The following is a 20,951-nucleotide window of genomic DNA, read 5'->3' as shown; positions in this document are numbered from 1 at the left end:
TATGGCAGAGAATATGATTGAGATCAAAAATCTATATAAAAAATACAAAAATTCTGACGAGTTTTCTGTAAATGATATCTCTTTGAATATCAATAAAAACGAAATCTATGGAATTCTTGGTCCTAACGGAGCTGGAAAAACAACTTTGATTTCCATGCTTTCGGGATTAATTAAACCAACATCAGGACAGTTTACTATTGATGGGCTTTCCCCACAAAAAGATGGTTTCAAAATAAGACAAATCATTGGAATTGTTCCTCAGGAATATGCGCTCTACCCTACTCTTACAGCAAAGGAAAATTTAATGTTTTTCGGAAGTCTGTACGGATTAAAGCATAAACAGCTTACCAAAGCCATTGATGAATCGTTGGAGATCATGGGGCTGTCAAAATTTGCCAATAAACAGGTAGGACAGTTTTCCGGAGGGATGAAGCGCCGTTGTAACCTTATCGCCGGAACACTTCACAATCCTAAGGTTCTCTTTTTGGATGAACCAACGGTAGGAGTAGATGTTCAGTCTAAAAAAGCAATTATTGATTATCTTCAGGATTTAAATAAACAGGGAACCTGTATTATTTATACTTCTCACCATCTTTCGGAAGCTGAAGAATTCTGTACCAAGATTGCGATCATCGATCATGGAAAGATTCATGCTGTAGGAACTCCGGAAGAGCTTGTTTCACAGTTTGCCAATGCAGAAAACCTTGAAGATGTTTTCATTTCATTAACCGGAAAAGAATTAAGAGATGTTGTTGTATAAACTCTGGAGAAGCTTTATTAAGGAAATTCTTCTGTTGAAAAGAGATATCGGAGGAATTGTAATCATTTTTGTAATGCCGTTGCTATTGATTGTAACCATTACTCTGATTCAGGATTCTACCTTTAAAAACCTTGAAGGATCAAAAATCCCGATCATTTTTATTGATAATGATAAATCTGAGGTCTCAAAAAATATAAAGGGGGAGCTTGAAAACAGCAAAACCTTCCAGCTATTGACCAATTTCAATGAAAAATCTGCACAAGATGCCGTATTTTCCGGAGATTATCAGATGGCAATCGTTATTCCTGAAAATCTAACAAAGGATTTAAATTCAAATATTGATTCTAAAGTTCAGACGATTGTAAGTTCATTCGGACTGGAAAATGATTCTATAAAGACAAAAATCGAAGCTCCAAAAGCCAAAGAAATTCATTTATATTTTGACCCGGCTACGAATGCAGGATTCAAAAACTCTGTCATGAATTCTGTCAACAAAATGGTTTTTGAGATTGAAAACAAAAAGATTTATAAAGCATTCCAGGATCAGCTTGGAACAACTGAAAATCTTGATGAAAATAAAAATCTGATCAGCTTTAAAGAAATCACCCCTAAAAAGGGAGAAATGGATGTGATGCCGAATTCTGTTCAGCATAATGTACCTGCATGGACGCTTTTTGCAATCTTTTTCATTGTAGTTCCATTATCCATAAATCTTGTAAAGGAAAAAAGTCAGGGGACAAGCGTAAGAGCTAGAATAAGCCCTACCCCTTATTTTGTGCATATTTTAGGAAAAACATTTACCTATCTTATTATTTGCATCATTCAGTTTTTACTGATGGTTGCGGTAGGAATTTACCTTTTCCCTTATATGGATCTTCCTGCATTTGATGTATCCGGAAAAATGTTCCAACTGGTTACTGTAACTTTATTTGCGGGACTTGCGGCAATCGGTTTTGGAGTATTATTAGGAACAATTGCAGACACTCAGGAACAATCAGCGCCTTTTGGGGCAACATCGGTTGTGGTTTTAGCAGCTATCGGCGGAATCTGGGTTCCTGTATTCTTAATGCCGGAATTCATGCAGACGGTAGCCAAATTCTCTCCTATGAACTGGGGATTGAATGCTTATTATGATATTATTTTAAGAAACAGCGGAATCGGAGGTATTGCCAAAGAACTGATATTCCTGTTTTTATTTTACCTTGCAACGGTGGCAATTTCCATTTTTTATGAAAGAAAACAAAATGCAGTCTAACGAAAATATATTAACCTGCACTGAAGAAGTAAGGGTAAGATTTAACGAGACAGATCCATTGGGAATTGTCTGGCATGGACATTACATCGTTTATTTTGAAGACGGAAGAGAAGCTTTCGGGCGTCAGCATGGGCTAACTTATCTTGACATTCAGAATGCAGGATTTGTAACGCCTATTGTAAAAAGCACCTGTGAACATTTTCTTCCTTTAAAATATGGAGAAACTTTCAGGATTGTAACCACTTACATCAATTCTGTCTCTGCTAAACTGATCTATAAATATGAGATTTTCAATCAGGAAGATAAATTGGTGTGCAGTGGAGAAACTATTCAGGTATTCCTGGACAGTAATGGAAGCTTATGTTTATATAATCCGGACTTTTTTCAGGCATGGAAAGATAAAATGGGACTATCATGAGAAAGCAAATTTATATCACAGACTATAATTGTGTAACTCCGCTGGGATTTAATGTTGAATCTAACTGGAATGCTATTCTGGAAGGAAAGTCAGGAGTTGCTTTGCATAAGGTTATAGAAAATCAGGATGCTTTTCATGCTTCTATGATTGATTCTGAAAAACTGAATAAAGAATTCACCACAGTTTTTGATTCTGAAATAACTGACAGCCAGGAATTCACAAGACTGGAAAAGATGTTACTTTTAAGTCTTAAACCTATCATCGAAAAACATTCTGTAACTGAAAAAACGGCTTTTATCCTTTCTACAACGAAAGGGAATGTCAGCTTATTAAAAAATCAGACTGAATTACCTGAAGGCGCTTATCTTTCAAAATTAGCACAGAAAATTGCAGATTTTTTCGGATTTACTACAAAACCTATCGTAGTTTCTAATGCTTGTGTTTCAGGAGTTATAGCAATTGCTGTGGCTAAAAATATGATCCAGGCAGGGAAATATAAAGACGCTTTTGTAATTGCAGGCGATGAAATTTCGGAATTTGTGATTTCCGGCTTCAATTCATTTCAGGCAATAGGTTCTGAGCCTTGTAAACCTTATGATAAAAACCGAAGTGGAATCAACATTGGTGAAGCAGCAGCAGCAGCTTACATAACTTCCGAGTCTTCCGAAAATGAAAAGATAAAGTTTAGAGTGCTTGGGGATTCTGCCATCAATGATGCCAATCATATTTCCGGACCTTCAAGAACCGGAGACGGTTTGTACGGAAGTATCAAAAATGCTATGATTGAAGCCAATATTACTTCAGAACAGATAGATTTTATTTCAGCTCACGGAACGGCTACATTATACAATGATGAGATGGAAAGCATTGCTTTCAGCAGAATGGAACTTCAAAATATTCCTTTGAACAGCATGAAAGGCTTCTATGGTCATTGTCTTGGCGCAGCAGGATTACTGGAAAGCATTATTTCTATGGAAAGTGCTCTTCACAGCACATTAATTCCATCCAAAAACTTTGAGGAAATGGGAGTTTCCCAACCTTTGAATGTTATTAGAGATTATCAGACATCAACTATCAGGTATATCCTGAAAACAGCTTCTGGCTTTGGTGGTTGTAATGCGGCTATTGTTTTGGAAAAGATGATATAATATAAAGACTCCAAGAATTTTGGAGTCTTATTTTTTATTATTACTGTTTTGTTCTCTCAGGATTTCATCTTGCCATAAAAGCCTTATTTTCTATTACCTAACTCTTCTATCTGTGCTATTAAATCCGTTGATACCATAAAATTCTATTTTTTCAATTTCCATATTGGAGAAAAATTTAGCTACTACATTATTCCATTCTCCATGATACTGCTTGGTAAGAGGTTCTACTTCTTGAGGCATCTTTTCTTTAAATGTTATTTTAATCATTGGAAATTGATAATGATTATCATTCGCATAGCTTCTACTTTTATTATCCATAAAGTAAAGTTTCAAAATATAATTATCTTTACTATTAAACTCTTTAGCATCATAAGAGAACATCTTTATCTCCAAACCTCTATCTCCGAGACTTTTATAAAAATCTTTAAATTTTTGATTATTAAATTTTGTCTTATTGTTAGCAACATCCTGTAATTCTGGACTAAATCGATTATAAGTTCTTGAATATTCGGTTTGTTGTGCATTGCAAAACTGAAGTATCATTAAAAAAAATGAAGCAAATATTATTTTAAAAATAGATTTCATTATATTATAATTTATTCTTGTTAGTAATTATGGGCACCCTGTAATTTTGACTCCCTGTTTAGATGTACCATCTCCACCAGGAACTGTAATATTATCTTTAGTAACATTCACTTTCGTTAAGTTTCCATTACTATCAACTTTTGCTAAACTAATACCTGTATTATATTTATCCAAAATATATGCTAATCCAGCAGTGCTTCCTCTAATATCATTTCTGTCATTCAAAACTAGTACATATATTTCAGTAGAACCAAAATAATCCCCATACACAAAACGGTATTCAATAGAAACTATAAATCATCATTCAAAAAAATTAACCATTAGCTATCATTTCAAATTATTTTATATTTGTGAAAAATAAAAAATCTGCTAAAAAACAGCAGATCTGCTATTAATGAAGAAAACAAACACCTGTACCCTAGAACATTCAAAAATAACCGTTGACGGAGAAATTATTTTTGAAAGTCAGAACCATACATTCCTGGAATTCGCAAAGGATGCTTATAAAACCATGGAACTGAATTATCCTAAGTTTCACAAAATGGATAATTTAAGCAAATTAGCTTTTCTTGCTACCGAAATGCTATTGAAAGACGAAGACCACAGCAGAACAGCATTAGTTTTTGCCAACAAATCATCCAGCCTGGATACTGATTTTAAATATCAGGAAAGCATCAATTCTCAGGAAAATTACTTTCCGAGCCCTGCTGTCTTTGTCTATACGCTTCCCAATATATGTGTAGGAGAAATCAGCATAAAACATAAAATGCAGACAGAGAATGCTTTTTTCGTTTTGGATGAATTTGATGAAAAATTTTTAAATGATTATTCCGAGCAGATTCTTCATTCCGGAAAAGCAGACAAAGTATTATGCGGCTGGGTTGAATTATATCAGGAAAATTATAAAGCTTTTGTATATTTGCTAACCTTGTAATAAATGTAACAATATAACCACGTAAAAATGTAACAATTTTAACTATTCGTAAACTTTTACATGGATACATTGGTAAACTTAATTAAATTATGGAAAACTTAAAAACTGAATTGAAGCACAAAATTATTGAAGTACTTAACCTTGAAGACGTTTCTGTAGAGGAAATCAAAGATACGGATCCGTTATTCGGAGGAGGATTAGGACTTGACTCTATTGATGCTTTAGAACTTATCGTTCTTCTTGATAAAGAATATGGAATTAAATTAGCTGATCCTAAAAAAGGAAAGGAAATTTTCCAGTCTATTGAGGTAATGGCTAAGTTCATCGAAGAAAACAGAACAAAATAAAATTAATACAACAATGTAACAGTTTATCCTTTATTGATATACTGTTACATTGATACATTGTTACATTATTCATACTAATGAGCCAGAAAATTGCCATAACAGGAATGGGCATCATTTCCTCCATCGGAAACAATGTGGAGGAAAATTTTATTTCATTACAGTCCGGAAAACACGGTATTTCAGATATTCAGATGTTTGAAACCCGTCATGCCGGAGCGATTAAGACGGGTGAGATAAAATTATCCAATGAAGAACTTGTAAAGAAACTTCAGCTTAATGAAGACAACAACGTAACAAGAACATCCTTATTGGGAATGATCGCTGCAAAAGAAGCTGTAGAAAGTGCCGGAATTTCAAATATCAACGAATACAAAACCGGTTTTATTTCCTCTACCAGCGTCGGAGGAATGGATATTACCGAAAAATATTTCTACTCCTACGAAAACTTCCCTGAAAAGCAAAAGTACATTGATGCTCATGATGCCGGAAATTCTTCATTGGCTATTGCTGATTATCTGGGATTAAAAGGCATGGTTTCTACCATTAGTACAGCATGCTCATCTGCTGCCAATGCAATCATGATGGGAGCTAAATTAATTAAAAACGGGGTCTTAGACCGTGTTATCGTCGGTGGAACAGATTCGCTTTCAAAATTTACGTTGAACGGATTCAATACTCTGATGATTCTTACAGACTCTTACAATACTCCTTTTGACAACAACCGAAAAGGTCTGAACCTTGGAGAAGCAGCCGCTTTTCTCGTTCTTGAATCTGAGGAAGTTGTAAAAAAAGAAAATAAAAAGGTATTAGCTTACCTTTCCGGATACGGAAATGCCAATGATGCCCATCATCAAACCGCTTCTTCTGAAAACGGACAAGGTGCATTTTTAGCAATGCAGCAAGCTCTGAAAATTTCAGGGCTACAAAAAGAGAATATCGACTATATCAATGTTCATGGGACAGCAACGCCTAACAATGATTTATCAGAGGGAATTGCCATGATCAGAATATTCGGGGAAAATAATGTACCTGAATTTAGTTCTACAAAGGCATTTACAGGACATACACTTGCTGCTGCTGCCGGAATTGAAGCTGTTTTTTCAATCTTAGCCATGCAACACAGCCTTATCTTTCCGAATCTGAATTTTAAAACAAAAATGGAAGAGTTTGATTTAACGCCTGTTACTCAGCTTAAAGAGAAAAACATCAATCATGTTCTTTCCAATTCATTCGGGTTTGGAGGAAACTGTTCAACTTTAATATTCTCAAAATCATGAGTGCAGTATACATCAACAGTGCAGCCTGCATCTCTGTTCAGGACACTTTAAACGAAAATATTCTTCAAAATCTTAACCCGCAAAACACGGTAAAGATTATAAAAGCAATAGAGCCTAATTACAAAGAATTCATTCCACCGGCAATGATCAGGAGAATGTCTAAAACTGTAAAAATGAGTTCCGTAGCATCAAACTATGCTTTAAAAGAAGCTGGAATTGAAAAACCGGACGCCATTATTGTGGGAACCGGAATGGGTTGTTCTCAGGATTCTGAAAAGTTTCTGAAAAACGTGATTGATAATCATGAAGAGTTTTTAACCCCTACATTTTTCATTCAATCCACTCATAACACTGTGGCAGGTCAGATTGCTCTTGGATTACAGTGTCATGCCTACAATTTCACTTACGTTAATACTTCTTCATCGCTGGAATTTTCATTTTTGGATGCCCAGCTTCAGATCAATGACGGAGAAGCTGAAAATATTCTGGTAGGATCTACCGATGAGCAGACCGACAGAACCATGGAACTTTATTGTCTGAACAATACTATTAAAAAAGAAACCGATCTTCCGGCAGACCATCTGAATTCCAAAACCAATGGAGTTATTTGGGGTGAAGGAGCAAGTTTTTTTGTGGTTGGAAAAGACAAAACAGAAAGTTCTTACGCAAAGCTTACAGACATTAAAATCAGCAACCGATTAGAATTGAACGAAACACAGGAATTTATTCAGGAGTTTTTATCAAAAAACAATCTTTCTGTGAATCATATTGATGCTGTGATTTTAGGCTTCAGCAGTGATGCTGATTCTGATGCTTACTATACCAAAGCGATGAATCTTTTTCCTAATTCTGCGTTATTGTATTATAAACATTTAAGCGGTGAATTTAATACAGCCAGCGGATTTTCTACCTTTATCGCATGCCACATCCTTAAGGAACAGCAGATTCCGGAAGTAATGATGATCAATGGTATACAAAAGGGAGAAGTGAAAAACGTACTTCTTTACAATCATCTTGCCGGTGATGATCACAGTTTGGTATTACTGGAAAAGGCTTAATTGAAGAGTAGTAATAAAAAACAGTGCTATTGTCATTTTGACGAAGGAAGAATCTCAGCTTTTATATGATAGATTCTTCATTTCGCTCCGCTATATTCAGAATGACAAAATGGGTATACATTCAGGAAGTTTAACAATAAAAAACAGTCAGCAATGAATCACTATTCATTCATCCTATTTTATCTTTTCTGTAACGTTTTTATTTATGCGTTTCAGGGAAGCCTGTGGGTGTATATTGCTTGTTTCCTTGCTTTTTCTGCCGTTGTCGTTTGGGGATCATTTGCTATTGAACTTGGATATTTTGTTAACAGTATTACTCACAAACGAACAAAAACCAAAGAGGTAGCTCTGACTTTTGATGATGGTCCAACAGAATTCACTCCTCAATTTTTAGATTTACTTCAAAAACATCAGGTAAAAGCTACATTTTTCTGTATTGGAAAACAGATTGAAAAATATCCGGAAACATTTCAAAGGATCATAGCGGAAGGACATACCATTGGAAATCATACATTCTCACATTCCAATGCCACAGGTTTTTTATCCACTTCAAAAATGGTCAAAGAGATTGAAAGCTGTGATGAAGTGATGAAACAGATTGGAAATATCAAAACAGATTTATACAGACCTCCTTTCGGAGTTACCAATCCGAGTATTGCAAAAGCCATTAAGCAGACTCATAAAACAAGCATCGGATGGAATATCCGTTCTCTGGATACCGTTATAGATGATGAAAAAAAGATCCTCAGAAGGATTACGAAAACCCTTAAAAAAGGAAGCATTATTCTCCTTCATGATACCTCTGAAAAAACTTATCGTGTACTGGTAGATTTATTAGTATTTTTGGAGGATAAAAAGTATTCAACATTTACCGTTGATTCCATTACAAATTCAAGAAAAAAATGATTAAAAATATTGCCTTAGGAGCATTTTTATTGATTTCCGGGTTCTTTTTTGCTCAAAATACAGCAATGTCAGGAGCAGAAGCAAAAGCATTTGTATCAAAAGTTTCTGCAGACACCAAGGAGATCAAAACCCTGCAAAGTGATTTTACTCAAACCAAGAAAATGGATTTTCTAGATAAAAGCATTGTAACGCACGGAAAAATGTCTCTTCAGACCCCTAATATGCTAAGCTGGAAATATACCAAACCTTATCAATACAGCATTGTTTTTAAAAGCAATAAAATCTACATCAATGATCAGGGTAAAAAATCTTCTGTAGATGCTAAAAGCAAAACATTTGAGAAGATCAATAAACTAATTGTAGGAAGCTCAAACGGAACCATGTTCAATGATCCTGAATTCACAGTAACCTATTTCAAAAACGGAAACTTTAATGTAGCTAAGTTTGTTCCTAAAACATCACAACTGCTGAAATATATCAAACAGATTGAACTATATTTCCCTAAAAGCCAATCTACGGTTTCTCAGGTCAATATGACGGAAGCTTCCGGTGATACTACGAATATCGTTTTCAAAAATACAAAGATCAATGCTTCAATTCCTGCGTCAGAATTTAACTTATAGTCTGATCCTTTTGCTTGCAGTTTCCTGTAAGTCATATCAACTTACTTATGTAAAACGGGTTTCAACGACTGAAAAAACAGTTGAGAATCTTTATTTTTCGTCTTCTGAGGATTATGTGTACAAATGTCAGATGGATATTTATAAAAATCATGTCAGCGGAATTTTGATCATCAAAAAACTTAATGAAACAACTCATCGTGTTGCATTAACTTCTGATTTTGGGAATAAACTGATTGATTTTGAGGTTTCGGATAATGATTTCAAACTTAATTATGTACTTCCTGATCTTGATAAAAAAATTGTCATCAATTTTCTGAAAAACGATTTTCAACAGCTTTTAAAAAGACAATATCCTGTCAGCGAAAGCTTTGAAAATGACAATGCAAAAATCTATCTGTCAAAGATTGACAATAAAGCTTATTATTTATTCTTCAACAAAGAGAATAATTTGCTAAAACAGATTATTTACACTAAAAATAATAAAGAGAAAATCGATTTTACTTTTGATGCAAAAAAGCATATCTTCGCGGACAGTTTAAACTTAAAACACAAGGATTTTAAGATCAATATAAAACTATTTCAAATAACCGAAACTGAATAAATTACACATGAAAAAAATATATTTCCTGCTTTTTGCATTACTATCAACATTATCTTTTGCACAGGTAACTTTTAATCCGGGAATCAGAGTAGGTGCTAATATTTCACACTTATCTAACGGACCTGCACAAGATTATTTTTATTATAATGACAATCAGGGGTATCACTATGGAAGCAACGCATTTGATATCAAATCAAAGGTTGATTTTTATGTAGGTTTCCAAGCAAACATCCGATTTGCAAAATTTTATGCTCTACAGCCGGAAATCTATTATACACGCCAGGGGGCTAAATTTGAAAGTCAAAAATCCACAGTATCTTCTAAAACAGTCACTTTATCTTATGTAGGAGCAGCTGTAGTGAATAAATTTTATTTTGATAAATTTAATATTCATTTCGGTCCTACTTTGGAGCTTTTAACTGATCATAAAGATATTGACACTCCTACAGAAGCCGATCTTGGATTGTTATTTGGTACAGGCTATGATATTACTAAAAATATTGGTGTGGAAGCCCGAATTAAAAAAGGTTTTGTACACATTAATAATGATCATACCAATGTAACATTCCAGCTTGGAGTGTATTATACATTTAATCTTAAAAAATAAGATCATGCAAACTATTCTTACAGATTTTTATACGTTAACATCATACGAAAAGGCTGAAAACGGAAGTTTTACGGCAAATATTCACCTTAATAAAGATCATGATATTTTCAAGGGACATTTCCCAGGAAACCCTGTGACTCCAGGCGTTTGTATGATGCAGATCATTAAAGAACTGACGGAAGAGTTTACGGGTACAAAATTATTTTTAAAAACGGCTTCGAATGTAAAATTCATGGCGATCATTAATCCTTTTGAGACTCCGGATCTAAAACTTCAATTGGATATCACTGAAAATGAAGAAGATGTTAAAGTAAAAAATACAACATTCTTTGGCGAGACTATTGCATTGAAATTGTCTGTAAGCTATAAAAAAATACCATCATGAAACTTATTCTATCATTTGTAGCGGCATTCATTTTTTTCTTCCAGTCTGATCTTGAAGCATTGAGAAACAGCTATGCCAAAGCCAACGAGTCTAATGCCAACACAGCAAATTTCATTGAAGTTGCGGAAAAGCAATCCGGTTCTGATGCTGTGACTTCAGGATATAAAGCAGCTGCCAAAATAATGGAAGCTAAAATCTCAAAAGGAAACAGAAAAGCCCTTGTAAAAACTGGTGCTACAAACCTTGAGAGCATTATCAAAAGTAATCCTAATAACGCCGAACTGAGATTAATCAGACTAAGTGTTCAAGAAAATATTCCTAAAATTGTAGGTTACAGAGGAAGCTTAAAAGATGATAAAGCATTTCTTCTGACTCATTACAGCAAACAAAATGCAACCTTAAAAAATTACATCAAAAGGTTTGCAATGCAGTCTAAAACTATTACCGAGGCTGAAAGAGCCACTTTAAAATAAAACCATGTCCCTTGCTGAAGTACAAAATGCAATTTCTGAAAAGAAAATCTGCATTTTAATTCCGACTTACAATAATGAGAAAACCCTGAAGAGGGTCATCGACGGTGTTTTGAGCTATACCGAAAGTATTATTGTGGTCAATGACGGATCTACAGATTCTACGCCGCAGATTCTTGCTCAATATCCTCAGATTACTGTTATTACCTTACCTGAGAATAAAGGAAAGGGAAACGGGCTTAAAACAGGCTTCAGAAAGGCAAAGGAACTTGGATACGATCATGCTATCACCATTGATTCCGACGGGCAACACTACCCGGATGATATCCCTGTTTTTGTAAATGCTCTTCTTGAGGAAAATGATGATGTTTTATTGATCGGAAACAGAAATATGTCTCAGGACGGTATTCCTAAGAAAAGCAGTTTCGGAAATCGTTTTTCTAATTTTTGGTTTTGGTTTGAAACAGGAATCAAGCTGGAAGATACACAATCCGGTTACAGACTTTATCCTTTACACAAAATTCCAAAGAAATATTTTACTCCCAAATTTGAATTTGAAATTGAGATCATTGTAAGAACAGCATGGAGGCATATTCCTGTAAAAAATGTTCCTATAAAAGTATTGTATGATCCTGCTGAGCGTGTGTCTCATTTCAGACCGTTCAAAGATTTTACAAGAATCAGTATTCTGAATACAATTCTGGTGACCATTACCCTTTTCTACATTATTCCGAGAAACTTCGTGAATAATTTCAAAAAAAAAAGCTTTAAAAAGTTCATAAAGGAAGATGTATTGGAAAGTGACGGAAGTAACCGGACAAAGGCTTTTTCCATTGCATTAGGAGTATTTATAGGACTTTCTCCTTTTTGGGGATTTCAAACTTTACTTGTGATCAGTTTATCTGTTCTTTTTAAACTGAATAAAGTACTTGCCTTTGTCGCATCTAATGTGAGCTTACCTCCTTTTATTCCTTTTATCATTGCTGCATCTTTATTTTTGGGTTCCCCATTTGTACAGGGAGACAGCAATATTCTCAGTCAGGATCTAAATTTTGAACTGATCAAAAATAACCTGCTTCAATATGTAATCGGAAGCTTTATCCTAAGTACAACATTATCTGCTTTGGCTGGTGTAACTACTTTTCTTTTTCTGAATAAACTGAATCCGGAGAATAATTAAAAGAATTATAGTTTTCCCGTCTTTTTATTTGTCTTAGTCAGGTACTTTTCAATTGTCTTTTGATCCGGAACGGTGGTTATTTCTTTAGTAAGTGCTTTTTCAAATTGAATTTTAGCTTTTGAAAACTCCTTTCGATGGTAATAATATTTCCCGGCTAAAAAATACACTTTCCAAAAATCAGGATTTAAAGACTGATAATGAGTAAGGAAACTATCTGTAAGCGTTTCTTTATTGTCAATAGCATCATTGATCTTTAAGGTTACTTTTCTGTATTCTTCATAGTTTTTGAAGTCCTGTGAATCGACAAAAGGATCTTTGGCAATATTCAGTTGGGATTTTGAAAAATCATTATGTTGTAGACCTTTCTCTGAAAATATTTCATTGAGATCATAGCAGACAAATTCTCCCAATTGATAAGGATTGGAAGAAACCCAAACTAATCTTTTCTGGGGTGAAAATATAACTGCATGATGAGCTAAAAGCTGATTTAAAGCCTTTTCATTTCCATAACCGATACTTTTATCTTTTAAGCCTGATCTGTCTCGTAAAATAGCAGCCATTTTCTCTGGATTCAACTTTTTCTCTTCCTGTAAAAGTTCCTGAAGTTTTTCATAGCGGTATGCAGAATGACTTTCTTTAATGTGTTTCTGATTTCTCACATCATCTTTATAAGCATCCGACTGAAAATGATTGGTACAAAATACTTTACTCGTATTCTGAACTTTATACACTCCGAGATTTTTAGGTGAAACTTCAATGATCACAGCATTTTTATCATTGGCACTTCCTACGAGGATAGATTCTGAAACAAAAACACTTCTTTTTTTCGCAATAGCAATAGCTTCATCAATGGTTCTGGCATATTGCAGAATTTCTCTTGTCACCAATGAAATAGGTGTTTTGGCTGTTAAAGGAATTTTTGATTTTCCGGCATTGATTGTTACGGTAATTCCTTCTTTATTCATCCCGGAAACTACGCCGATCATTCCTGCCCAGCTTACAGACATATACGGTATTCCGTCCTCGGGCTGTACAAATTCCACCAGTTTATTTCTTGAGAAATCATCTCCTACATAAAAGTCAAAGTTTCTTCCAATCAGCAGATCTCCGTCTTCTGTATTCTCATTCCAAACGGCAAGTGAAGTACAGCCTACCATTGCTAGATCCTGCAAAGCATGCCCGATGTCATGAGCGCCGTGAAGATAAAGGTTCCTTAGATATTTAGAGGCAATAAAGTCATATTTATCAGATGAATATTGTGATAAGCCATATAATTCTGCCTGATAATCTTCTCTTACATTGAGATACATTTTTCTGTTGTACCACTTTAAAAAGCTGCTTAAAAGGTTTTGTTTAAACTTTGATGGCACAAATCCTTCTACTTTAGAGAAAAAGATTTCTTCCTGTTCCTGCATCAGCTTTTGGGTAAGCGCACCGTTATTATATCCTAATTGAAGAGGATTTCCTTTGATATAAAGTTCCCAAAGCTGTTGTTTATTTTTAGTAAGATAATTCTGGTTATAGCTGTAGGTAGAATCATTGATCTTATTTACTTGAGGGATTTCCAGAGCATATTGTTTAACTTCCGGAATATGGTGTACAGATTTTGAAACCCCACATGAATGAAGGATAAAGAGAAAAAAAGCGGACAGAAAAAGTCTTTGTAAAGACTGGTAAATAGTATTAGTTTTTTTCACTTCGGGTTATTAAAATATATTCCTCAAATGGCTATCAATAGTTTCTTTTCCTATAATTTCAGCACAGGTATTAAAAGCTCCGATGGTAACCCCTAAAATTCCGTGCATATTCACAGACTGACCTGTGAGAAACAGATTATCAATTTTTGTACGGGGAGAAACCATTGTTTTAAGAGGATTATCCGAGTTTTTCATGTAACCGTACATATTTCCTTCAAAACCTCCTATATAATCACGATAAGACAGCGGGGAAGAGGTGTAGATCCTTTTAATGGCATGCCTAAGATTAGGAATTCTCTTTTCCAGAGCTTCAATCATCTTCTCTGTCTTCTCTAGCTTAAACTGTTCATACAATTCGCCTCTCTCGTGTTCATTAGCAACTGTATTGAATGTATTCTCCCATTGCTTCACCTCATCAAAATCCATATAGGAAATTGCTGTCAGACTTTCGGAAAAATCTGGATATTGTGTGGATTGTGTAGATGAAAGCATGTAGGTTTCGGGCCAGGTTTCTTTTTTATAACGGAATGCATTCCAAACCTGTTCTTCGGATGAGTAATGATAAATATTATAATTAAAATTCGGAAAGCTATGAGGTTTTAACACAAGGTAGACACTAAAGCAGGATGAAACCGGCTGCCAGCTTAAAACCCTGTTCAGAAAAGACTTTTTCAACCTTTCCTCACCAATAAACTTAATAGTGGAACGAATCTCAATATTTGAAATAAACTGTTTTGCAAAATATTCCTTTCCGGAAACTGTTTTTACTGAAGCTAAGCTATTATTTTCATTAAAGATAAATTCAGAAACCTCGGAATGTTTATGCACTTCTGCGCCATATTGACGCAGCTTTCGAATCAATAATTTTGAAATCTGGCTTCCTCCTTTCACACATTTGTAGGCACTTTGAATATAGGAATTTACCGTTAATGCATGCACGTAAAAAGGAACATTTTCCGAATCACCGGCATACAGAAAGTTAGAACCTAATAAAACAGACTGAAGGGTTTTGTTCTGTGTAACGGATTCTATGAATCTTTTGGTATTTAAATGCAGAATTTCTTCATTGTAATGATCTTTTCCTACAACATTATATCTTGGAAACTGGCTGCACACATATTGAATCTCTTCACAGTAGTTTTCAAGATTTTCTTTTTCATCAGGAAAGTATTTGATAAGCTGCTCTACAAAATTTTCATATCCTTGTGCGTGTGGATATTCGATGTTATCTTCTCCGAAAGAAATTCTATCGAACCCGTCTTCATCCATTTTCTGAAGCTCAAGTTCGTCCATGATTTCCAGATAAGAGAAGAAACGGTTTAAGTTTTGTCCTTTTGAAAGCCCACCCAGATAATGAACCCCGGTATCAAAAATGAGTTTATCCCTTGAAAAAGTCTGTAGATTTCCGCCATACTGATTGTTTTTTTCCAATATACAGACCTTCAGACCTTCTTTCGCCAAAATAAGAGCCGAAACAAGACCTCCCAATCCGCTACCGATTACAAGTATGTCATATTCTTTCTTCAAAGGAGAACGTGCTTTATAAGTTAAAAAGAGATTGAGAAATTAGGGAATTCAGAGTTATTTTGTACTTCAAAAACGGAAAAGTCTTATTCAGACAATACAAATTCATGATCTCAAATTTTCAAAAATCTCAATAGTTTTGAGTTTTTATTAGTTTTTAGGGAATAAAAATAGAAAAATTAATCAACATCATCCCAAAAATCAAAATAATTAAACCATTGAAGCGGATATTTTTTTACCATCGTCTCAAGATTATCTACATAAGACTGTAAAAGTCCCTGTGAATCTCTGTTTTTGATATTCTGAGCGACTCTTGCATATAAGTGATAATGAAGGTTATCTTCTTTCATTACATAAACGTAAACTACCGGAACACCTAATCGGGAAGCAATAAGGAATGGTCCTGCCGGAAATTTGGCACTTTTCCCCAACAAATCTGCTTCAAGATATTTTGATCCCTCAAAATAACGGTCACCTGTAAAACATATCAGTTCATTATTTGACAATGCCTGATTGATCTCAAAGATATGTGACAGATCTTCTTTTACATAAATGAATTTGATGTTACTTTTCTTTACGGAAACACTTTCCAGATATTCCTTAATTACTGTCACTTCCTGATCTGTAGTGACCAGATTGATCTGGCAATCAAAATCTATGTCTGCAAAGAAATGTTCTGCAATTTCAAAGTTACCGATGTGGGCACTGATCAAAACTCCGCCTTTTTTGGCTGCTAAAAGGTTTCTGAGGTTTTCAATACCGTCAAATTCATAGGTATATTTTTCTCGTAAACCGGCAGAAATAGCAGTTTTATCAATCAAAACTTTTCCGAAAGTAAAGTAGCTTTTAAAGATGGAACGCTTTGCTTTCCAATATCCGTAGTTCAGTCTTTTTTGGAAATAATAAAGAATGTATCGATTGCTTTTTTTCTGAAACAGAACAAAGTAAGAAGCAACAAAATACAGAATGAAATATGAACTTCTGATTCCGATATTTCTAATACACCAAACGAATATTCTGTATCCTGATACGGTCCCTTTAGATTTACCTTTCCACTTGTTCATAAATAGAATTTACCATTATAACAGTATACCAATGTAACCCTATCTCTGAGTATACTCTAATATTGTTACATTGGTACATTTTAGGAATATAGATTACTTATAACTATGCGTTTTTTTCAGCAATCTTATTTTCAATTGTTGAGTAGAAGTCATCAAATGTTACCATTTTTTTGAAATCGGCTTCTCCTAATTTCACTCCGAAATTAGATTCGATCACCACTACCATATCGATATAGTCTAAGCTGTCTAAGCCTAATGTATTTTTAAGGTTGGCATCATTACTGATTTCGTCTCCATCAACTTCAAATTCGTTGACAAGAAAATCATTAACAATAGCAACTATTTTTTCCCTTTCCATGTTTTTAATCAAATTTTTTAACTATTAGTGCAGAATTAGTTCCCCCAAACCCAAAAGAATTCGACAAAAATACATCAATTTTTTGATTTTTTGTTTTGGAGACTAAATTTATCTTTTGAGCCTCATTATCAGGATTATCCAGGTTAATATTTGGAGCTATAAAATCGTTCTGCATCATCAGAATTGAGTAGATAACTTCACTTGCGCCTGCCATCCAACACTCGTGTCCTGTCATGGATTTGGTAGAACTTACAGGAACTTCGCTTCCGAAGATTTCATAAATTGCTTTTGCTTCGTTCGCATCACCAATAGGCGTAGAAGTAGCGTGAGCATTAATATAATCAATGTCTGAAGCTTTCAATCCTGATTGTTTCAAAGCTCTGTCCATTGCAAGGGCTGGTCCGTCAACATTCGGGGTAGAAATATGCCCGCCATTGGATGAGAAACCGTATCCTATAATTTCAGCAATGATTGGAGCACCTCTTCTTTGTGCTGATTCTAAGCTTTCAACAACTAGGCTTGCTGCTCCCCCACTTGGAATCAAACCGTCTCTTCCTGCATCAAAAGGTCTTGAAGCTTTCGTAGGCTCGTCTTCTCTTGCGGAGAAAACTCCCAATCCATCAAAACTTGCCATAGAATATTTGTTGGTTTCCTGAGCTCCACCACAGATAATCATATCCTGAAAACCGTTTTTGATCATCATATAAGCAAGTCCTAAGGAATGCGAACCACTTGCACAGGCTGCGCTGATTGTAAGATTAATTCCTCTCAGCTTAAAGATGGTTGAAAGGTTCATTGTTACCGTTGAGTTCATTGATTTAAAGATCGCTCCGGACCCCATCAATGTAGTATCTTTCTTTTCTCGTGCAATGTCTATAGATTCTACCACTGCCTGAGAAACACTGTCGTTTCCGTATAAAATCCCAACTTCGTGGGTTTCCAGAAAGGCTTCATCAAGATTGGCTTGTTTCAGAGCATCCATCGTAGCAAGATAAGCATATTCACTTTCTTCTCCCATGCTGATGCGCTGACGTCTGTTCAGTAGATTTTTCAGATCCGGTTTTGGAACAACACCTGTAAGCCCAGATCTAAACCCGAATTCTTTTCTCTCCTGATCTAAAACAATACCGGATTTTCCTTGGTATAGAGATTCCCTGACTTCTTCTAAAGAGGTCCCAATGCAGGAATAAATCCCCATTCCGGTAATCACAACCCTGTTTTCCATTTGTTTATATTGAGTTTAACAATGTATCAGTTTAACGATGTAACAATATATTTTATTGAGATTCAATTTATATTGTACACTGGTACATTGGTATATTGTTAAATTATTTTATGAGTAAATTCCGCCGTTAATATTAATAACTTCGCCTGTAATGTATGAAGATTTTCTCGATGCTAAAAACGCTACAAGATCAGCAACTTCTTCAGCTTCACCGAATCTGTTGGCTGGAATCATTGCTTTAAGCTCGTCTTCATTCATTTCCTGAGTCATATCTGTTTTGATAAATCCTGGTGCAACAGCGTTTACGGTAATATTTCTTTTTGCGACTTCCTGAGCAAGGGCTTTTGTAGCTCCTACTAACGCTCCTTTTGCAGCAGAATAATTTGTCTGTCCTGCAGTTCCTTTCACTCCGGATACTGAAACCATATTGATGATTCTTCCGTATTTGTTGCGAAGTAATTTCTGAATAAAGAAATTCGTTACATTGAAGAACCCATCTAAGCTTGTATTGATAACGCTGCTCCAGTCTTCTTTTGGCATCCACATAAACAGACCATCTTTGGTAATTCCGGCGTTGTTTACAATCACTTCTACCACAGCTGTAGGATTATTTTCCTGCCAAGCCGTTAATACATTCTGTACTTCTTCAGTATTTCCTACATCAAATTTAAGGATTTCTCCTGTAGCGCCAAGTTCTTCTACTTTAGCCAAAGTTTCTTTTGCTGCGGCTTCATTTGAAGTGTAGTTGATCAGTATATGGTAGTTTTTTTCTTCAGCCAGTTTTATACAGATCGCCTTTCCGATTCCTCTTGAGCCTCCTGTTATAATTGCACATTTCATGCGTTAGTGTTTATTTCGTTTTAGTTTTTTTAAGTTACCTTGTTTTTCTTTTAATAGACAATTTATTCTGAGGAATAATTACATTGCCTTTAAATATTTCTTTACTTCTTCCAGATAAGGATACATTACCATATCATCTGAGAATGCAGGAATTATTTTTCTGATCTCATCATACAGCTCTTTTGTAGATGAAGAAACTTTATCCTGGAAACCTAGGTATTCAATTGCCTGGATAATTGTAATGGCTTCAATTGCCAATACTTCAAAAGCATTTTCTATTACTTTTCTACAGATTACGGCTGCATTGGTTCCCATACTCACGATATCCTGATTATCATTATTATTCGGGATACTGTGAACGTACATAGGATTTGACAGCATTTGGCTTTCTGCTGTAGTGGAAGTTGCTGTAAACTGTACACCCTGCATTCCGAAATTGAAACCTAATTTACCTAAATTTACAAAAGGAGGCAGAATTTCATTGATTTTAGCATTTAAAAGATAGTTCAGCTGTCTTTCTGCAAGCATGGTTAGTTTGGTTACTACAATTTTAAGCTTATCCATTTCCAAAGAGATATAGTCTCCGTGGAAATTTCCGCCGTGGTAAACATGCTGGTCTTCTACATTGATAATAGGGTTATCATTAGCAGAGTTAATTTCGTTTTCAAGAACTTTTTCCGTATATTCCAATGTATCTAACACTGGTCCTAAGATCTGCGGTACACATCTTAATGAATAATATTCCTGTACTTTTTCCTTGAATACTTTTTCCTGTTCTTCAAAGTGAGTATAAAGGTGATCTTCTCTTTTTCTGATCAGTTTACTGTCTGCTAAATGGGCACGCATTCTTTCTGCAACTTTCTGCTGACCGTAATGTCTTTTAGTTCCGTTCAAAGCAGCGGATAAATGATCATCATACGCCTGAACAATTTCGTTGATCGCACATGAAAGTCTGATAGAAATATCTGTTAATTGATTTGCCTTATAAGCATTCACAATTCCTATTCCTGACATTACCGAAGTACCATTCATCAAAGCAAGACCTTCACGGATCTCAACCTGAATTGGTTCTAATTTTTCAATTTCAAAAACTTCTTTTGTGAATTTTCTTTCTCCTTTATAAAATACTTCTCCTTCTCCGATCAAAACTAAAGCAAGATGAGCCAATTGAACAAGGTCACCACTTGCTCCTACTCCTCCGTGCTCAAAAATCAATGGGATGATATCTCTGTTGATCAATTCCTGAAGAAGATAAATAACGGATTCATGTACTCCTGAATTTCCTAATGACAAGGTATTCATTCTTGCCAACATACATGCCTTAACTTCCTGAGCTGGCAAAGGATTCCCGATTCCTGAAGAGTGGCTTCTGATCAGGTTGTATTGTAGCTGGTGTGTGTCTTCATCACTGATCTTAAATTGAGCCATTGGTCCAAAACCAGTGTTCACACCATATATTACTTTGTTTTTAGAAAATTCTTTTAAAAACTGAAAACTTGTATTCACTCTTGATAAAAGTGATTCATCCAGTTCTATTTTCTCATTTTCAATAATAATTTTTTGAAAGTCTTTCAGTTCTAAAAAGTTGGTTATTTTCATCAATTAAAAGTAATAGTTGATAATTTTGTAAAATATTAATTATTTGTCACTAATTTTGCGGCAAAGATAAAAGTTATTATTAAAATAAAA

General features: G+C 34.8%; 24 protein-coding genes. 15 read left to right on the top strand and 9 right to left on the bottom strand.

Features of this window, described 5'->3' with window-relative positions; genetic code table 11:
* The first annotated feature begins 1 nt into the window (after nucleotide 1).
* From BBI01_RS20395 to BBI01_RS20380, 4 genes are read left to right on the top strand one after another with little or no spacing between them, the layout of a single operon-like run.
* Nucleotides 2–760, top strand: coding sequence for an ABC transporter ATP-binding protein (locus BBI01_RS20395; protein ID WP_065396482.1), 759 nt, complete (start codon nucleotides 2–4; stop codon nucleotides 758–760).
* A complete protein-coding gene (locus BBI01_RS20390; RefSeq protein WP_065396481.1) occupies nucleotides 747–2,015 on the top strand; it encodes an ABC transporter permease in 1,269 nt (422 codons plus the stop codon). The genes BBI01_RS20395 and BBI01_RS20390 overlap by 14 nt, the downstream gene beginning before the upstream one ends.
* Nucleotides 1,990–2,433 (top strand): acyl-CoA thioesterase, encoded by a 444-nt coding sequence (locus BBI01_RS20385; protein WP_065396480.1) that lies wholly within the window; start codon nucleotides 1,990–1,992, stop codon nucleotides 2,431–2,433. Before BBI01_RS20390 ends, BBI01_RS20385 begins: the two co-directional genes overlap by 26 nt.
* The gene (locus tag BBI01_RS20380; RefSeq protein ID WP_065396479.1) at nucleotides 2,430–3,581 is read left to right on the top strand and encodes a beta-ketoacyl synthase N-terminal-like domain-containing protein; all 1,152 of its coding nucleotides are present in this window, start codon (nucleotides 2,430–2,432) and stop codon (nucleotides 3,579–3,581) included. Before BBI01_RS20385 ends, BBI01_RS20380 begins: the two co-directional genes overlap by 4 nt.
* Before the next feature lie 93 nt (nucleotides 3,582–3,674).
* Here BBI01_RS20380 and BBI01_RS20375 read toward each other — a convergent pair whose 3' ends face one another.
* A complete protein-coding gene (locus tag BBI01_RS20375) occupies nucleotides 3,675–4,166 on the bottom strand; it encodes a hypothetical protein (RefSeq protein WP_123862193.1) in 492 nt (163 codons plus the stop codon).
* A gap of 27 nt (nucleotides 4,167–4,193) precedes the next feature.
* Entirely contained in the window at nucleotides 4,194–4,391 is a 198-nt protein-coding gene (locus BBI01_RS20370; RefSeq protein WP_123862192.1) for a hypothetical protein, read from the bottom strand.
* A 169-nt stretch (nucleotides 4,392–4,560) separates the two neighbouring features.
* Between BBI01_RS20370 and BBI01_RS20365 the strand changes: the two genes are divergently transcribed.
* The 11 genes from BBI01_RS20365 to BBI01_RS20315 all read left to right on the top strand — a co-directional run bounded on the left by BBI01_RS20365 (nucleotide 4,561) and on the right by BBI01_RS20315 (nucleotide 12,554).
* Complete coding sequence (locus BBI01_RS20365) at nucleotides 4,561–5,100, top strand: 3-oxoacyl-ACP synthase (protein ID WP_065396476.1); 540 nt, start codon at nucleotides 4,561–4,563, stop codon at nucleotides 5,098–5,100.
* An 89-nt stretch (nucleotides 5,101–5,189) separates the two neighbouring features.
* On the top strand, nucleotides 5,190–5,447 hold the full coding sequence (locus tag BBI01_RS20360; RefSeq protein WP_065396475.1) for a phosphopantetheine-binding protein: 258 nt from the start codon (nucleotides 5,190–5,192) through the stop codon (nucleotides 5,445–5,447).
* A gap of 77 nt (nucleotides 5,448–5,524) precedes the next feature.
* On the top strand, nucleotides 5,525–6,724 hold the full coding sequence (locus BBI01_RS20355; protein WP_065396474.1) for a beta-ketoacyl-[acyl-carrier-protein] synthase family protein: 1,200 nt from the start codon (nucleotides 5,525–5,527) through the stop codon (nucleotides 6,722–6,724).
* Nucleotides 6,721–7,782, top strand: coding sequence for a beta-ketoacyl synthase N-terminal-like domain-containing protein (locus BBI01_RS20350; protein WP_065396473.1), 1,062 nt, complete (start codon nucleotides 6,721–6,723; stop codon nucleotides 7,780–7,782). The genes BBI01_RS20355 and BBI01_RS20350 overlap by 4 nt, the downstream gene beginning before the upstream one ends.
* A 153-nt stretch (nucleotides 7,783–7,935) precedes the next feature.
* A complete protein-coding gene (locus tag BBI01_RS20345) occupies nucleotides 7,936–8,688 on the top strand; it encodes a polysaccharide deacetylase family protein (RefSeq protein ID WP_065396472.1) in 753 nt (250 codons plus the stop codon).
* A complete protein-coding gene (gene lolA2 / locus BBI01_RS20340) occupies nucleotides 8,685–9,311 on the top strand; it encodes a flexirubin biosynthesis/transport protein LolA2 (protein ID WP_065396471.1) in 627 nt (208 codons plus the stop codon). The genes BBI01_RS20345 and lolA2 overlap by 4 nt, the downstream gene beginning before the upstream one ends.
* Nucleotides 9,277–9,912: a flexirubin biosynthesis protein LolB2 gene (gene lolB2, locus BBI01_RS20335; protein WP_083190174.1), complete on the top strand. Its 636-nt coding sequence runs from the start codon at nucleotides 9,277–9,279 to the stop codon at nucleotides 9,910–9,912. The genes lolA2 and lolB2 overlap by 35 nt, the downstream gene beginning before the upstream one ends.
* Before the next feature lie 7 nt (nucleotides 9,913–9,919).
* Nucleotides 9,920–10,519: an outer membrane beta-barrel protein gene (locus BBI01_RS20330; protein WP_065396470.1), complete on the top strand. Its 600-nt coding sequence runs from the start codon at nucleotides 9,920–9,922 to the stop codon at nucleotides 10,517–10,519.
* Nucleotides 10,520–10,523: 4 nt separating this feature from the next.
* On the top strand, nucleotides 10,524–10,904 hold the full coding sequence (locus BBI01_RS20325; RefSeq protein ID WP_065396469.1) for an ApeI family dehydratase: 381 nt from the start codon (nucleotides 10,524–10,526) through the stop codon (nucleotides 10,902–10,904).
* Complete coding sequence (locus BBI01_RS20320) at nucleotides 10,901–11,377, top strand: hypothetical protein (RefSeq protein ID WP_065396468.1); 477 nt, start codon at nucleotides 10,901–10,903, stop codon at nucleotides 11,375–11,377. Before BBI01_RS20325 ends, BBI01_RS20320 begins: the two co-directional genes overlap by 4 nt.
* 4 nt (nucleotides 11,378–11,381) lie before the next feature.
* Entirely contained in the window at nucleotides 11,382–12,554 is a 1,173-nt protein-coding gene (locus BBI01_RS20315; protein WP_065396467.1) for a DUF2062 domain-containing protein, read from the top strand.
* Between the two features lie 5 nt (nucleotides 12,555–12,559).
* Here BBI01_RS20315 and BBI01_RS20310 read toward each other — a convergent pair whose 3' ends face one another.
* From BBI01_RS20310 to flxA, 7 genes are all read right to left on the bottom strand, one after another.
* Nucleotides 12,560–14,251 carry a C45 family autoproteolytic acyltransferase/hydrolase gene (locus tag BBI01_RS20310; protein ID WP_083190173.1) on the bottom strand — a complete coding sequence of 564 codons (1,692 nt, stop codon included), beginning with the start codon at nucleotides 14,249–14,251 and terminating at the stop codon, nucleotides 12,560–12,562.
* 9 nt (nucleotides 14,252–14,260) lie between these two features.
* Nucleotides 14,261–15,778: a phytoene desaturase family protein gene (locus BBI01_RS20305; protein WP_065396466.1), complete on the bottom strand. Its 1,518-nt coding sequence runs from the start codon at nucleotides 15,776–15,778 to the stop codon at nucleotides 14,261–14,263.
* A gap of 176 nt (nucleotides 15,779–15,954) precedes the next feature.
* Nucleotides 15,955–16,839: a lysophospholipid acyltransferase family protein gene (locus BBI01_RS20300; RefSeq protein WP_065396465.1), complete on the bottom strand. Its 885-nt coding sequence runs from the start codon at nucleotides 16,837–16,839 to the stop codon at nucleotides 15,955–15,957.
* 103 nt (nucleotides 16,840–16,942) lie between these two features.
* The gene (locus tag BBI01_RS20295; protein ID WP_065396464.1) at nucleotides 16,943–17,197 is read right to left on the bottom strand and encodes an acyl carrier protein; all 255 of its coding nucleotides are present in this window, start codon (nucleotides 17,195–17,197) and stop codon (nucleotides 16,943–16,945) included.
* A gap of 4 nt (nucleotides 17,198–17,201) precedes the next feature.
* Entirely contained in the window at nucleotides 17,202–18,422 is a 1,221-nt protein-coding gene (locus tag BBI01_RS20290) for a beta-ketoacyl-[acyl-carrier-protein] synthase family protein (protein ID WP_065396463.1), read from the bottom strand.
* A 108-nt stretch (nucleotides 18,423–18,530) separates the two neighbouring features.
* The gene (gene flxB, locus BBI01_RS20285) at nucleotides 18,531–19,262 is read right to left on the bottom strand and encodes a flexirubin biosynthesis SDR family reductase FlxB (RefSeq protein WP_065396462.1); all 732 of its coding nucleotides are present in this window, start codon (nucleotides 19,260–19,262) and stop codon (nucleotides 18,531–18,533) included.
* A gap of 78 nt (nucleotides 19,263–19,340) precedes the next feature.
* On the bottom strand, nucleotides 19,341–20,861 hold the full coding sequence (gene flxA, locus BBI01_RS20280) for a flexirubin biosynthesis tyrosine ammonia-lyase FlxA (protein ID WP_065396461.1): 1,521 nt from the start codon (nucleotides 20,859–20,861) through the stop codon (nucleotides 19,341–19,343).
* Nucleotides 20,862–20,951 lie beyond the last annotated feature (90 nt).

This window comes from Chryseobacterium artocarpi (genome assembly GCF_001684975.1).
GTDB classification, from domain to species: domain Bacteria; phylum Bacteroidota; class Bacteroidia; order Flavobacteriales; family Weeksellaceae; genus Chryseobacterium; species Chryseobacterium artocarpi.
The sequence above is the reverse complement of the archived record's forward strand: the minus strand, read 5'-3'. Positions and strand labels throughout refer to the sequence as shown.